This window comes from Pseudomonas sp. SWRI51 (assembly GCF_014268825.1).
Lineage (GTDB): Bacteria > Pseudomonadota > Gammaproteobacteria > Pseudomonadales > Pseudomonadaceae > Aquipseudomonas > Aquipseudomonas farsensis.
On sequence record NZ_JABWRG010000024.1, the window covers coordinates 20,133 to 32,881 of the forward strand.

At 61.9% G+C, this 12,749-nt stretch carries 15 protein-coding genes; 8 read left to right on the forward strand and 7 right to left on the reverse strand.

The annotated features are described in order from the left end of the window. The first annotated feature begins 94 nt into the window (after positions 1 to 94). The 4 genes from HU720_RS10305 to HU720_RS10320 are packed head-to-tail and all read left to right on the forward strand — an operon-like array spanning position 95 to position 3,357. Positions 95 to 1,108: an ABC transporter substrate-binding protein gene (locus HU720_RS10305; RefSeq protein ID WP_186519780.1), complete on the forward strand. Its 1,014-nt coding sequence runs from the start codon at positions 95 to 97 to the stop codon at positions 1,106 to 1,108. Then, a complete protein-coding gene (locus HU720_RS10310; RefSeq protein ID WP_186519782.1) occupies positions 1,105 to 2,121 on the forward strand; it encodes an iron ABC transporter permease in 1,017 nt (338 codons plus the stop codon). Before HU720_RS10305 ends, HU720_RS10310 begins: the two co-directional genes overlap by 4 nt. After that, on the forward strand, positions 2,118 to 2,906 hold the full coding sequence (locus HU720_RS10315) for an ABC transporter ATP-binding protein (RefSeq protein WP_186519784.1): 789 nt from the start codon (positions 2,118 to 2,120) through the stop codon (positions 2,904 to 2,906). The genes HU720_RS10310 and HU720_RS10315 overlap by 4 nt, the downstream gene beginning before the upstream one ends. 16 nt (positions 2,907 to 2,922) lie before the next feature. After that, complete coding sequence (locus tag HU720_RS10320) at positions 2,923 to 3,357, forward strand: pseudoazurin (RefSeq protein ID WP_186519786.1); 435 nt, start codon at positions 2,923 to 2,925, stop codon at positions 3,355 to 3,357. A gap of 169 nt (positions 3,358 to 3,526) precedes the next feature. Here HU720_RS10320 and HU720_RS10325 read toward each other — a convergent pair whose 3' ends face one another. The 7 genes from HU720_RS10325 to HU720_RS10355 all read right to left on the reverse strand — a co-directional run bounded on the left by HU720_RS10325 (position 3,527) and on the right by HU720_RS10355 (position 8,583). After that, positions 3,527 to 3,832 carry a hypothetical protein gene (locus tag HU720_RS10325; RefSeq protein ID WP_186519788.1) on the reverse strand — a complete coding sequence of 102 codons (306 nt, stop codon included), beginning with the start codon at positions 3,830 to 3,832 and terminating at the stop codon, positions 3,527 to 3,529. Positions 3,833 to 3,942: 110 nt separating this feature from the next. Next, positions 3,943 to 4,233, reverse strand: coding sequence for a hypothetical protein (locus HU720_RS10330; protein WP_186519790.1), 291 nt, complete (start codon positions 4,231 to 4,233; stop codon positions 3,943 to 3,945). Continuing rightward, entirely contained in the window at positions 4,230 to 4,742 is a 513-nt protein-coding gene (locus HU720_RS10335; protein WP_186519792.1) for a GNAT family N-acetyltransferase, read from the reverse strand. Before HU720_RS10335 ends, HU720_RS10330 begins: the two co-directional genes overlap by 4 nt. A gap of 55 nt (positions 4,743 to 4,797) precedes the next feature. Continuing rightward, positions 4,798 to 5,178 carry a hypothetical protein gene (locus HU720_RS10340; RefSeq protein WP_186519794.1) on the reverse strand — a complete coding sequence of 127 codons (381 nt, stop codon included), beginning with the start codon at positions 5,176 to 5,178 and terminating at the stop codon, positions 4,798 to 4,800. An 88-nt stretch (positions 5,179 to 5,266) separates the two neighbouring features. Then, a complete protein-coding gene (locus HU720_RS10345; RefSeq protein WP_186519796.1) occupies positions 5,267 to 5,665 on the reverse strand; it encodes a hypothetical protein in 399 nt (132 codons plus the stop codon). Beyond that, on the reverse strand, positions 5,658 to 6,980 hold the full coding sequence (locus HU720_RS10350) for a PAAR domain-containing protein (protein ID WP_186519798.1): 1,323 nt from the start codon (positions 6,978 to 6,980) through the stop codon (positions 5,658 to 5,660). The genes HU720_RS10345 and HU720_RS10350 overlap by 8 nt, the downstream gene beginning before the upstream one ends. Positions 6,981 to 7,356: 376 nt before the next feature. Further along, positions 7,357 to 8,583, reverse strand: coding sequence for an acyl-CoA dehydrogenase (locus HU720_RS10355; protein ID WP_186519800.1), 1,227 nt, complete (start codon positions 8,581 to 8,583; stop codon positions 7,357 to 7,359). Positions 8,584 to 8,722: 139 nt separating this feature from the next. Between HU720_RS10355 and HU720_RS10360 the strand changes: the two genes are divergently transcribed. The 4 genes from HU720_RS10360 to HU720_RS10375 all read left to right on the forward strand — a co-directional run bounded on the left by HU720_RS10360 (position 8,723) and on the right by HU720_RS10375 (position 12,678). Continuing rightward, the gene (locus tag HU720_RS10360; RefSeq protein ID WP_186519802.1) at positions 8,723 to 9,649 is read left to right on the forward strand and encodes a LysR family transcriptional regulator; all 927 of its coding nucleotides are present in this window, start codon (positions 8,723 to 8,725) and stop codon (positions 9,647 to 9,649) included. Positions 9,650 to 9,743: 94 nt separating this feature from the next. Next, complete coding sequence (locus HU720_RS10365) at positions 9,744 to 10,871, forward strand: saccharopine dehydrogenase NADP-binding domain-containing protein (protein WP_186519810.1); 1,128 nt, start codon at positions 9,744 to 9,746, stop codon at positions 10,869 to 10,871. A gap of 1 nt (position 10,872) precedes the next feature. Further along, entirely contained in the window at positions 10,873 to 11,352 is a 480-nt protein-coding gene (locus HU720_RS10370; protein WP_186519812.1) for a DUF2269 domain-containing protein, read from the forward strand. 171 nt (positions 11,353 to 11,523) lie between these two features. Next, entirely contained in the window at positions 11,524 to 12,678 is a 1,155-nt protein-coding gene (locus HU720_RS10375; RefSeq protein WP_186519814.1) for an aminotransferase class V-fold PLP-dependent enzyme, read from the forward strand. The last annotated feature ends 71 nt before the right edge of the window (positions 12,679 to 12,749 follow it).

Consider the following 12,749-nt stretch of genomic DNA (forward strand, 5'->3'; position numbering starts at 1 on the left):
CCTTGCGGGTGCTGTCCGTTGCCGGCCGCAATGGGCCTTGCGATGCCTGTCCGTGTGTTCATGCCGTACACAGCCCGATAGGAGATCGCCCCTCATGCTGCCCCGTTTCGCCACACTGCTCGCCAGCCTGTCGCTGGCATGTGCTGCCCATGCTGGCGCCACGCACTACCCGCTGACCGTCGACAACTGCGGTGTAGCGCAGACCTTCGCCCAAGCCCCGGAGCGTGCAGTGACCATCGGCCAGGCCGGCACCGAAATGCTCTATGCCTTGGGCCTTGGTGAGAAGCTTGCGGGCACCTCGCTGTGGTTCAACAACGTGCTCCCCGAGTTTGCCGAACAGAATGCCAAGGTGCCGCGTTTGGCGGACAACGACCCAAGCTTTGAGGCCGTAGTCGGCAAGCGCCCGCAGTTGGTGGCGGTGCAGTTCGAGTGGATGGTCGGCGCCCAGGGCGTGGTCGGCACCCGCGAGCAGTTCGCCGAGCTTGAAATCCCGACCTACCTGCTGCCATCGGACTGCGAGGGCAAGGACAATCTGGTGGGCGCCGACGGCACCCGCCTGCAGCCGTTTCGTATCGACAGCATCTATAAAAGCATCAGCGAGCTTGCCGAAATCTTCGACGTTCAGGCGCGGGGCGTGGCCCTCAATGACCAACTCAAAGGCAAGCTCAAGCATGCTCGCCAGCAGCTTGCCGGCAAGGACCTCAGCGCCACCAGCGCGCTGTTCTGGTTCTCCAGCGCCGACCTTGAGATGGACCCTTATGTAGCAGGCCGCCAGGGCGTGGCCGATTTCATGCTGCAAACCCTGGGCGTGCGCAACGTGGTCGAGTCCAACGAGGAGTGGCCGACCGTGGGCTGGGAGACGCTGGCCAAAGCCAATCCCACATGGCTGATCATCGCGCGCATGGACCGCCGCCGCTTCCCGGCGGACGACGTCGAAAAGAAGCTTGAATTCCTGCACAGCGACCCGGTAGCAAAGAACATGGACGCGGTCAGGAACGGCCGCGTAATAGTGCTCGATGCTGACGCCATGCAAGCCGGCATCCGCTTGTTCCCTGGGCTGGAGCGCCTGTCCACGGCCTTCGCCACCGGTAAAGCACCGCAACCATGAACCGCATGCTTCCTCTTGGCGCCGTCGCGCTGCTTGCCTTGCTGGCAGCGCTGCTGGCCGGTATCGCAATCGGCGAAACGCGCCTGAGCTTCGAGGTGGTCGCCCAGGTGCTGGCCAACCACCTGTGGCAGGCAGGCCACGTGCTCGACCCGATAGACGCCGGCATCATCTGGAACTACCGCCTGCCGCGCACGCTGGTGGCTGCCGCCTGTGGTGCTGGCCTGGCCACCTGCGGGGTAATCCTGCAGGCGCTGTTGCGCAACCCGCTGGCCGAACCCTACCTGCTAGGCCTGTCTGCCGGCGCATCGACCGGCGCCGTGGCAGTTGGTTTGCTGGGCTTGGGGGGGACGCTGCTGTCATTGTCTGGTGGTGCTTTCGTCGGTGCGTTGGCGGCGTTCGCGCTGGTTTTGCTATTGGCGCGCGCCAGCGGCAGCAGCCACAACAACGCCCAGGTAATTCTTGCCGGCATTGCCGGCTCGCAGCTGTTCAACGCGCTTACGGCGTTTCTGATCACCAAGTCGGCTACCGCCGAGCAGGCCCGCGGCATCATGTTCTGGCTGCTGGGCAACCTCAGCGGTGTGCGCTGGCCATCGGTGTGGCTCGCCCTACCTGTGGCCCTGCTGGGGCTGGTGGTGTGCCTGTGGCACCGCCGCGCGCTGGATGCCTTCACCTTTGGCGCCGACTCCGCCGCCTCACTCGGGGTGCCGGTGCGCCGCACGCAACTGCTGCTGATCAGTTGTGCCGCGCTGGTCACGGCGGTGATGGTGTCGATCGTCGGCGCCATCGGTTTTGTCGGCCTGGTTATCCCCCATGCCCTGCGCTTGCTGCTGGGCCCGGGGCATAGCCGCCTGCTGCCTGCCAGTGCGCTCGGCGGAGCGCTGTTTCTGATCGTCGCTGACATTCTTTCGCGCACACTGATCAGCGGGCAGGTAATCCCGGTGGGCGTGGTCACTGCGCTGATCGGCGCACCGGTGTTTGCACTGATTCTGATCAGCCGCCGGGGCCGCCCATGACCCTCCTGCATACCATCGTCAGCGCCCCGCTCGCCTGCCAGGGCTTGAGCTTGCGGCTGAGTGGGCGCGAGGTTTTGCAGGGCATCGACCTTGCGGTAAAAGCCGGCGAAACCCTGGGCATCGTAGGGCCCAACGGTTCGGGCAAATCGACCTTGCTCAAGCTGCTCGCCGGGCTGCTTACGCCAAGTAGCGGCAGCGTGGAACTGCTCGGTGAGCCATTAGCCAAGCTACCGCGCCGGCGCGTCGCACAGTTGCTTGCACTGGTGGAGCAACAGGCCGACACCCAGGACAGCATCAGTGTCTACGACGCCGTGGCACTAGGCCGCACACCGTGGCTGTCGGCACTGGCGCCGTTCAGCAAGGCCGACCGCGCCATTGTCGAGCAAGCCCTGGCGGACGCTGATGCCAGCCACTTGGCCACGCGCATCTGGCGCGAGCTGTCCGGTGGCGAGCGCCAGCGCGTGCACATCGCCCGGGCCCTGGCCCAACGCCCGCAGTTGTTGCTGCTGGACGAGCCGACCAACCACCTCGATATTCAGCACCAACTGAGCCTTCTGCATCAAGTTCAGGCGCTGCCGGTGACCACCTTGGTGGCGCTGCACGACCTCAATCAGGCGCTCACCTGCGACCGCCTGGCGGTGCTCGACAAAGGGCGCCTGGTCGCGCTTGGCACCCCAGAAGCGGTACTGACCCCGGAGCGTTTACTGAGCACTTTCGGTGTGCAGGCCCACTACCTGACCGACCCATTCGATGGCGCGCGCATCCTGCGTTTTCGCGCCCCCTGAACAGGATGTTCTGCCCATGTTGCTGCGCCCTGCTGCCCTGCTGCTCACCACGCTATTCGCCGCCACAGGCGCGCTAGCTGAAGTGCATGAAGTAAGGATGTTGAACCGCGGCGCTGATGGCGCCATGGTGTATGAGCCCGACCACCTGCGTATCGCACCTGGCGACACGGTGCGGTTTCTACCCACCCAGGCCGGGCACAACGCCGCCAGCATCGCGGGCCTGCTGCCGGACGGCGCGGTGGCATTCAAGAGCAAGATCAATCAGCCGTTCGAGCAGACCTTCGCAACACCAGGTCTGTACGGCATCCAGTGCATTCCTCACCTGGCGATGGGTATGGTGATGCTGATACAGGTAGGCGAACCCGGCGCGGCGACGATCCCCGAAGCCCTGCCCGACCGTGCCAGGCGCCGCCTGGCTGCGCAACTGGAGAAGTTGCGGGCACAGCCTTGAGGCGGGTGGTGCAGCCGCCCAGTGGGCGGTTCTGCAAGTGTGCGCCGTCAGGCAATCCTTGGCCTGATCGGCGTCCATCCTGCAGCGGTGGTGAAGTGGCTTGGCTGAGCGAGGGCTTACGCCAACGCGCCAGCGCATCACCGGCCCTTCTTGTATCGCCTTAAACGCCTTATTGGTTCAGTTTCCACTGCTCTTTTTCTTGGGGAGTAAGGCTGGCCTTTACCTCGCCGAATGTCTGATTGAACTCGCCACTGACATTGCCAAACACCGAGAAATTGGTCAGCAAATAGCGCTTCACTGTCGTTGGCCATCGACCCTGGCGATGGGCAGCGTTAATGATGCCCTTGGCGTCCTGATAAGTGGTTTGGCGATTGACTTCGGTCAAGCGGCGTTCAAAATCGCCGAAGGTCCATTCATCGGTGCGGGCTTCGAATTCGTCGAGCAATTTAACTTTATAGAGAGCAAGGTTTGGCATCGTGCGTCTTCCTTTGGTTGTATGGAAAGAAGACGGTAAGCGACCCTAGGCGGTTTGAAAATATACACGGTGTTACTCAAACCGATTGATAGGTAGGAAGTTTCTGACTTCTATCTGACATTACAAGCATCAAGTTCAGCCTGGCGTTGCAAGCGCGTTTCAATGCCCAGGCGGTAACGGCAGTAGTCGATGACCATCTCACGCTCATCGGCGCGCAGCCGATACAGCGGTTTGTCATCACCTTCATTGGCAAAAATATTGAAGAACTGCAGGCGCGGCGTCAGCCCGTGTTTGATAAAGAACGTGGTCTTGATTTCCTCGTCTTCGTAACTGGTGTAGTAACCAAGTTTCAGTACCAAGGCCACGAGCAACGCAGCGGCCAGAACAAGCCATTTTTTCATCGGGAGTGCCTCACCGGCAGCGCACACTGCATATGGGTGGTCTGCCAGACCGGGTCGTTTTCGACATCGACGATGGCGAACCCTTGGCGTTCCCAAAAACGGATCGCCCCCGGGAGGAATGGATGGGTGTGCAGGTACAAGCGCTCTACCCCTGCCTGCAGCGCATGCTCGCGCAATGCGGCAAACAACGCGGCTGCCAGGCCGTGGCGGCGGTAGCCAGGGGCGACGAACAGACGCACGATTTCCACCGTTCTACAGGTGTGATAGTCCAGTTGAGCAAAGCGATGATCGTAGGGCAGGTAGCCGATGCCGGCGATGAGCTGACCTTGGTCGTGAGCGACCAGAAAATGGCCGGGGCCGTCGATATACGTTTCGTTGAAGGTGGCCAGGTCCGCAGGCATGGGGGAGCTGGCGAGCAGTGGAAAAAGGCCGCGTCGGGCACCGTCGATGAAGCGCACGGTTGCGGCAGTGGCGGCTCGGCTGACGGGGGCGATGGTCCAGGTTGGCATGCATTTGGGCTGGTTGCTGGGTGTGGGGATGTTCTACCGTAGCGGGGCGTCACGATCAACCAGCTGAGATCCACACCATCGCTACAAGCAGCAGGCACGAAGCTATTCTCATGCGCCTCGCAAGACCGCGCGGAAAGCTTAGATAATCATCCTTATCCAGCTCACCACGGCGAATAAAAAACTGCGGCCATAATAGCGTCGCCGACATTGAACTGACCTTCATACAACGCATGTGTAGCGTGGAAAAGCCTCCGCCCAAGCCATCATAAAGACATTGGCTGCGCTGAAGCGCACTGCACATCAACTCAAATTGCTTTGCAGTTGCAATATGCATATGTAGCGCCATACCCGAAAAAATGACAATAAGCTGCACAGAAAACACCAACAACTCAAACCCACTAGAGGAATAGTTTAGACTAATCATAAAGGCGCTCAAACATCACCTCCCCGGCCGTTAGATAACGACGGCTCGAGGAGAATCCTGCGAGCAAGATCAAACGAAACATGTATGAAGCGCCCGAGCATCACGTGTTGGTCACTTTCACGAAGGCGATGAGTATTCCCAGGATCAAAAACCCCAGCAGCAGGCTCCAGGTACTGATTAACAACATCCATCTCAGCCGCCGAGGGAATTCTTCGCTGTCCTCAACGCTCAACCACCCGTGGCGAATGCCGAGCGATGGATAGATAACGGCAAGGCTCATGGCGCTGACCACCAATATACGCGACCTCAGCGTCGAGGCCCCCCAGCAATTAATTTCATCCTCAAAACCGCTACTACGCCGAAAGGCGCGTCGCAGCGCATTGAAGTATCTAGAATGGGCGATGAATGCTTGAGTTGCCGTACCGATAATCAGAAATGTGAAGGGCAGCAGCACAATGAATAACCGCACGCTCGCAGGCCATGCAACAAGGTCAATCATAATTGGCCTCATATAATAAATCACCCGCCCACTCTCCGACGAAACTCCCAGCCTTGGTGCCTCCGAAAGAGCCTGCACCGATAACGGCTATCCCACATATGGCTTTACCCACGACGCCGAAATTACAGATCGCCTTGACTGCTAACCCCCCAATGCTACCGCCCGCAGCACCTCCGGCCACGCTTCCGGAAAAACCACCGACCTCTATAAACCGCACCCTTTTACAACTGTTGGTTTCACCGGCCTGACAAGCCTCCACTACTTTCAAATACGACGAGCCTGCGCCTAATCCAATCGCTACAAATGCACCCGCTTTCAAATATTTTGCTGCCCTGGCGACCTCATCCAAATGCGTCGTATAACCCGGTATCGAACCAGGCGTTCCTGCTTTAATCCAGTGATGCACTAGACTCTTGGTGGAAATACCTAACCCCTTGCGTAAGCGCTCATGCCCACCTAGCGTGAGGTACTTATCCAGAAACGCGCTGCGTAATTGAGCGTCCAGTTGCTGATACAAAAACCGTCGCGATTCAAAGAACTGCGGGCTGTTTAATCTCCCATGTGCAGAAAACTCGCGCTGATGTAGCAGCTCAATACCCTTTAGCGTGTCTTCCACCCGACCAAGGCCGCTTGCAAGCATGTCACGTCCGACACCCATCGAGAGGCTTGCCCCACTCAAAACACCCGCAATTTCGCCGATATGCTCCATCATGAAGTTGGCTTCCTGCTCATCGAGAATCGCCAACGCGTCGCGCGCACGTGCTGCGGCCGCCATCAGGTGTGCTTCTTCCTGCGTGCAGGCATCGGCGTTGTCGGGGTCACCCAGAACGAATAGTTCGCCAGCCTTGAAACCTTGATCGAAGGTGGGGTTGAGCCGCTGCACGCGGCTGATGGGCAGCAATGGGTCATGCCCGAGGACCTCAGCCAGCACCTGCGGGCCGGACATGCTGCGCGGGACGATATAGAAACCCGGCTGCAGTGCACCTGACCTTGTGCCGGAGGCCGTCACGCTTTGCGCAGGGAGTGAAGCGCCGCCCAGCGGCGCGATGACTCGGTTGCTGCCTGGAGGGCAGCCGCAGGCTACCAGCGCGCCGTCGACGCAGACCTCACGACCGCCGGAGGTAAACCAAGGGATGCCCTCCACCACCTTACCCACTTGCCCGCAGCCTGGGCACTCGCTGGTGGCATCGCCGTTGCGCAGGACCTGATGGCCGTCACTGCTGTAGCCGGGGTTGCTGGCAATGCATCGCGCACCGGTGGTGGTGATATCACCGTCCAGCGCCTGGCCCTTCCCCTCGATATTGACGCGGCTCATGTGCAGGCCTTCCTGTGCAAAGCACGGGAAGCTAACAGCTCTCAGGGGGATGGAAATGCAAGGATCAGGGGTTTGGGAATAGGCTTACAACAAGTCAGGAATGGGTAACTGCTGGGCAAGTCTGGATAGCGCAGCCTGGCGGAGAATGAATTCTGTGGGAGATTCCATGGTTTTACACAACCTGCACTGGCCTCATCGCAGGCTGGCGCCAGCTCCCACGCAGGCCGTGCTCAACCGCAACATTGCTGGTTGGACCCAATCCTGTGGGAAATGATAGGGAGTCGTGGCGATATCCGGGTCTGGCTCAGGTTTCTGTGGGAGCTGGCGCCAGCCTGCGATGAGGCCAGCAGACCGAGCCGAGCCACCTGCTCTGACGCTAATCCCCGCGCAACATCTCCCTGGGCACATACTTGCCAATCTCATACTTGCCAATAGCCGCCCGGTGCACTTCATCCGGCCCATCGGCCAGGCGCAGGGTGCGCTGCATGGCGTACATATAAGCCAGCGGGAAGTCACCGCTCACCCCTGCCCCACCATGCATCTGAATGGCCCGGTCGATGACATTGAGTGCAACGTTGGGCGCCACTACCTTTATCTGCGCAATCTCGCTGCGCGCCACCTTGTTACCCACCGTATCCATCATGTACGCCGCTTTGAGGGTCAAGAGCCGCGCCATGTCGATTTCCATCCGCGAGTCGGCGATCTTGTCGATGTTGCCCCCAAGGCGCGCCAACGGCTTGCCGAAGGCACTGCGTTGCGCCGAGCGCTTGCACATCAACTCCAGCGCACGCTCGGCCATACCCACCGAGCGCATACAGTGGTGGATGCGGCCAGGCCCAAGGCGGCCTTGGGCGATCTCGAAACCTCGGCCCTCGCCCAGGATCACGTTTTCATACGGCACCCGCACATTCTCGAACAACACCTCGGCATGGCCATGGGGAGCATCGTCGTAGCCGAACACCGGCAGCGGGCGCACGATGGTCACCCCCGGGGTATCACGGGGCACCAGAATCATCGAATGCTGCGCGTGGCGCTGGCCATCCGGGTTGGACAGGCCCATGAAAATCATCACCTGGCAACGCGGGTCACAGGCCCCGGAAGTCCACCACTTGCGCCCGTTGATCACCCACTGGTCACCGTCGCGCACCGCCGTCGCGGCCATATTGGTTGCATCCGAAGACGCCACCTCAGGTTCGGTCATGGCAAACGCCGAGCGGATCTCGCCGCGCAGCAGCGGCTCCAGCCATTGGCGTTTCTGTGCCTCGCTGCCATAACGCACCAGCACCTCCATATTGCCGGTGTCCGGCGCCGAGCAGTTGAACGGCTCCGGCCCCAACAGCGAGCGGCCCATGATTTCGGCCAGCGGGGCGTATTCCAGGTTGGTCAGCCCTGCGCCATATTCCGACTCAGGCAGAAACAGGTTCCATAACCCCTCGTCACGGGCGCGGGCCTTGAGCGTTTCCATGATCGCCGTGGGCTGCCAGCGGTCACCCTCGGCTACCTGGCGCTCGAATACCGGCTCTGCCGGGTATACGTGGGCGTCCATGAACGCACTGACGCGCTCGCGCAGTGCCTGCACCTTGGGCGAATAGGCGAAATCCATCGGGGCTACCTTCCAGTCTGTGGGCAACATGGACGCAGCCTAGAACAGGCAGGCTCAATCCACCTAGCCTATTTTCTGCGTGTATAAACATTCATAACCGATATATGATCCGGCAATAATTCCAACAACGAGCGGCGCCATGAACCTCAGCAAGGTCGACCTCAACCTGTTCATCGTCTTCGACGCCATCTACACCGAAGCCAACCTGACCCGCGCCGGGCAGATCGTCGGCATCACCCAGCCGGCGGTGTCCAATGCCCTGTCGCGCTTGCGCGAGACCTTCAATGACCCGCTGTTCGTGCGTACCGCCCAAGGCATGGTGCCGACGCCCATGGCGCAGAACATCATCGGCCCGGTACGCAACGCGTTGGCCCTGCTGCGCACCTCGGTGCAGGAAAGCCGCATTTTCAACCCGCAACAGGCCAACAAGACCTTCCGCATCAGCATGACTGACCTGACCGAAGCGGTGATCCTGCCCCCATTGTTCCAGCGCCTGCGGCGCCTGGCCCCGACCCTGGTGATCGAGAGCTTCCCATGCAAGCGCCGTGAAACCACCAAGGAGCTGGCCGCCGGGCGCCTGGACTTTGCCGTGGACGCACCGCTGAACACCGACCCTCAAGTCCGCCACGTCAGGCTGATGCAGGACCACTACGTGTGCGCCATGCGCCCCGGCCACCCGCTGGCCGAGAGCAAGCTGACGCTGGACAGCTACCTGGGCATGACCCATATCCATATATCGAGCCGGCGCAATGGCTTGGGCTATGTTGACCTGGCGCTGGGCAAGATGGGCGTGCAGCGCCGCGTGGCGCTGCGTTCGCAGCATTACCTGATGGCCTCGCAGGTGCTGCAACAAACCGATATGGTAATGACCGTGCCGGAACGTTTTGCCCGGCGCCACCAGTTGCGCCATCAGCCGGTGCCGGTCGAGGTACCGGCACTGGAAACCCACCTGTACTGGCACGAGAGCACCGACCAGGACCCGGCCAACCGCTGGATGCGCGAGCAGATCATCGAACTGTGCGAACGAGTGGCTGCGCAGGAGCAACAGGCCTTGGCCAGCGCCTGAGGCGCTTGGGCAGGTTGCATTGCCAGGTGCTTTAGGTAACCTTTGCGCGGCCCTGGTCCAGGGCGTGAGCCCTCCCCCGCACAAGGAATGCAGCATGCCCATAAGGATCTTGGTGATCGGCGCCTACGGCAACTTCGGGCGCATCATCTGCCGGCACCTGAACCCGATGCCAGGCGTGCAACTGATCGTCGCCGGGCGCAATGCCAATTCCCTGAAAAACCTCTGCGAACAGCTCGCTGGCCCCGCTGCGGCCTTGCACGGCAGTTGGTGCGGCGATGCCATGGCGCCAGGGTTCGCGGAAGCCCTGCGTGAGCTGGGCATCGACTGGGTAATCCATACCGGCGGGCCTTTCCAGCGCCAGCCCTACAGCGTCGCCCAGGCGTGCGTAGAGGCAGGGGCGAACTACTGCGACCTTGCCGACTGCCGGGTGTTCGTCAACGGTATCACCCAGCTTGATGCACAGGCGCGCGAGGCCGGCGTGGCACTGCTCAGCGGCTGCAGCTCAGTGCCCAGCCTGTCGTCGGCGATCATCGACGAACAGCGACACCGCTTCAGCCAGATCGAGGCGATCGAGCATGGCATCAGTTCGTCGGCGAAGATGCCTGGCCTTTCTACCATCGAAGGCGTGCTGGCCTATGCCGGGCGGCCCATCCCGCAGTGGCGCGATGGCCAGCCGTGCAGCGTCGATGGTTGGCTGGGCCTGCAACTGCGGCACTTGCCAGGCCTGGGCTGGCGGCTGCTGAACAATGTCGATGTGCCCGACATGGACATCTTCGCCCGCCGTTACGGCGCCGGTACGCTTGCATTCAAGGCCGGCGCCGGGCTGATGGCCGGCGGGGTGGCCAACGCCGCCCTGGCCTTGCTGGTAAAACTGGGGCTGGTGCGTGACCCGCTGCCGTGGGCCCGCCGCCTGCACCGCCTGGGTGTGTATTGCGAGCGGCTGGGCGACGGCAAGAGCGCGATGTACATCCGCGTGCGTGGCCTCGACCCGCAAGGCCAGCCGCTGCACATGCACGCACAGGTGACCGCGCTGGATGACAAAGGCCCGCAAATCCCAAGCTGCGCGTCGGTGGCGTTGATGGCCAAGGTGCTGGCGGGCTACCGCCCGCAACCAGGCGCCCGCCCCTGTGTCGGCGAAATCAGCGTGGCCGAGTACCTGGCCGCCATCGGCGCGCCCCATCAGCTTCGCTACAGCCTGGATTTCCAGCAGGGCCGCAGCTGAGATGGATTACGTCCTGCTCAAATATCTGCATGTCATTGCGGCTGTGTTTCTGTTCGGCTTTGGCATGGGGTCGTACCTGTACCTGATCGCAGCCCATCGCACTGGCGATGCTCGGGTGATCGCGGCGGTGGCGCGCATGGTAGTGCGTTTCGATGCCTGCATCACTACGCCCGCTGGGTTTGTGCAACTGCTGACCGGGTTTGCCATGGTGCGGCTAACCGGCATGGATTGGACGGTGGGCTGGCTATTGGCCGCGCTGCTGATCTTCTTCGGCGTCGGCGCGCTATGGCTACCGGTGCTGATGCTGCAAAAACGCATGCAGGCAATGGCCGCTGCCGCCGCAGGCACCCACGCAGCGCTGCCTGCGGCATACGCGCGGCTGTATCGGTGGTGGCTGTGGATGGGCGTGGCGGGGTTTGCCGGCATGTTCCTGATGGTGCTGGTAATGGTCAGCAAACAGGCCCCCTGGCAGTGGTTTTGACCGCAAGCCGCTTGCAGGAGAATTTTTTTCTCCGTCATAAGCTAATGGCGAAACGTTATTTCTGAATGATGCCCGACGTACGGTAAGAAGAGGAAACCTTCGCCGCAGCGGCCCTTTAGCATGCGGTTCATGGATGCCGAACAACGGCCTCCCTGCACGGACTTGCCCGATATGACGACTGCCCCGCTGTACTTCGATTACGCCGCCACCACTCCGGTCGACGACCGGGTCATCGAAACCATGCTCACTTGCCTGGGCCGCGAGGCTAATTTTGGCAACCCCGCCTCCAGCGGCCACGCATACGGGCAAGCTGCACGCGAAGCGGTCGACCAGGCGCGGCGCCAGGTCGCAGAGCAAATCGGGGCGCAAGCGGACGACCTGGTGTGGACCTCGGGCGCTACCGAATCGAACAACCTCGCTCTCAAGGGCATCGCCCAGGGCTGCAAACAGCCCGGGCACCTGATCACCAGCCAGTTGGAGCACAAAGCGGTGCTGGACACCGCCGCTGAACTGGAACGCCAGGGCTGGGCGGTGACGCGCCTGGCGCCCGATGCCGAGGGGCTGATCCAGCCTGAGGCGGTGCAGGCGGCGCTGCGGGCCGATACGCGGCTGGTGTCGCTGATGGCGGTCAACAACGAGCTCGGCACCATTACCGATTTCGCAGCCATCGGCCAGTTGCTGCATGCACACGGCGCGTTGCTGCATGTGGATGCTGCACAGGCAGTGGGCAAGGTCACTATCGACCTGGCGCGCCAGGCGGTAGACCTGATGTCGTTCTCGGCACACAAGGTCTACGGGCCTAAGGGCATCGGCGCACTGTACGTGGGGCCGCGCGCCCGTGACGGTTTGCGCGCCCAGATGCACGGCGGCGGGCACGAGCGCGGGCTGCGTTCAGGCACCCTGCCCAGCCATCAGATCGTTGGCATGGGCAGCGCCTTCGCCCTTGCCGGGCGGCCGGGGGATGCCGAGTATCAGCGAATCGCAGCCTTGGCTAGCCGCCTGCGCGATGGCCTGCTGGCTTTGCCTGGGGTCAGCTTGAACACAGCCTCTGCGCAGCGGGTTCCGCACACGCTCAACCTGTGTATCGACAGCCCGGGGTTCAACAGCCGCGCTTTGGCGGGGGATCTGGCGGTGTCTAGCACCTCGGCCTGCAACTCGGCCAGTAATGCCGCGTCGCATGTGTTGCTGGCCTTGGGCATCGGTGATCAGCGTGCGCGTAACAGCGTGCGGGTGAGCGTTGGGCGTTATACCCAACAGGCCGACGTGGACCGGGCGATTGCTGCGTTCGAGCGGGTAGTCGGTGCGGCGGCCTTGGCGCTGTGGTGATGTGACAGCAGCAGGTAGTTTTGGCTGCGACTGGGCTACAGTTGCAGCATCCGCCCGATTCAAGAGCACGC

What these genes read in the sequence shown, in the direction of transcription:
- HU720_RS10305 (WP_186519780.1), top strand. Translation starts at nt 95, where the DNA reads ATGCTGCCCCGTTTCGCCACACTGCTCGCCAGCCTGTCGCTGGCATGT.
- HU720_RS10310 (WP_186519782.1), top strand. Translation starts at nt 1,105, where the DNA reads ATGAACCGCATGCTTCCTCTTGGCGCCGTCGCGCTGCTTGCCTTGCTG.
- HU720_RS10315 (WP_186519784.1), top strand. Translation starts at nt 2,118, where the DNA reads ATGACCCTCCTGCATACCATCGTCAGCGCCCCGCTCGCCTGCCAGGGC.
- HU720_RS10320 (WP_186519786.1), top strand. Translation starts at nt 2,923, where the DNA reads ATGTTGCTGCGCCCTGCTGCCCTGCTGCTCACCACGCTATTCGCCGCC.
- HU720_RS10325 (WP_186519788.1), bottom strand. Translation starts at nt 3,832, where the DNA reads ATGCCAAACCTTGCTCTCTATAAAGTTAAATTGCTCGACGAATTCGAA.
- HU720_RS10330 (WP_186519790.1), bottom strand. Translation starts at nt 4,233, where the DNA reads ATGAAAAAATGGCTTGTTCTGGCCGCTGCGTTGCTCGTGGCCTTGGTA.
- HU720_RS10335 (WP_186519792.1), bottom strand. Translation starts at nt 4,742, where the DNA reads ATGCCAACCTGGACCATCGCCCCCGTCAGCCGAGCCGCCACTGCCGCA.
- HU720_RS10345 (WP_186519796.1), bottom strand. Translation starts at nt 5,665, where the DNA reads ATGATTGACCTTGTTGCATGGCCTGCGAGCGTGCGGTTATTCATTGTG.
- HU720_RS10350 (WP_186519798.1), bottom strand. Translation starts at nt 6,980, where the DNA reads ATGAGCCGCGTCAATATCGAGGGGAAGGGCCAGGCGCTGGACGGTGAT.
- HU720_RS10355 (WP_186519800.1), bottom strand. Translation starts at nt 8,583, where the DNA reads ATGGATTTCGCCTATTCGCCCAAGGTGCAGGCACTGCGCGAGCGCGTC.
- HU720_RS10360 (WP_186519802.1), top strand. Translation starts at nt 8,723, where the DNA reads ATGAACCTCAGCAAGGTCGACCTCAACCTGTTCATCGTCTTCGACGCC.
- HU720_RS10365 (WP_186519810.1), top strand. Translation starts at nt 9,744, where the DNA reads ATGCCCATAAGGATCTTGGTGATCGGCGCCTACGGCAACTTCGGGCGC.
- HU720_RS10370 (WP_186519812.1), top strand. Translation starts at nt 10,873, where the DNA reads ATGGATTACGTCCTGCTCAAATATCTGCATGTCATTGCGGCTGTGTTT.
- HU720_RS10375 (WP_186519814.1), top strand. Translation starts at nt 11,524, where the DNA reads ATGACGACTGCCCCGCTGTACTTCGATTACGCCGCCACCACTCCGGTC.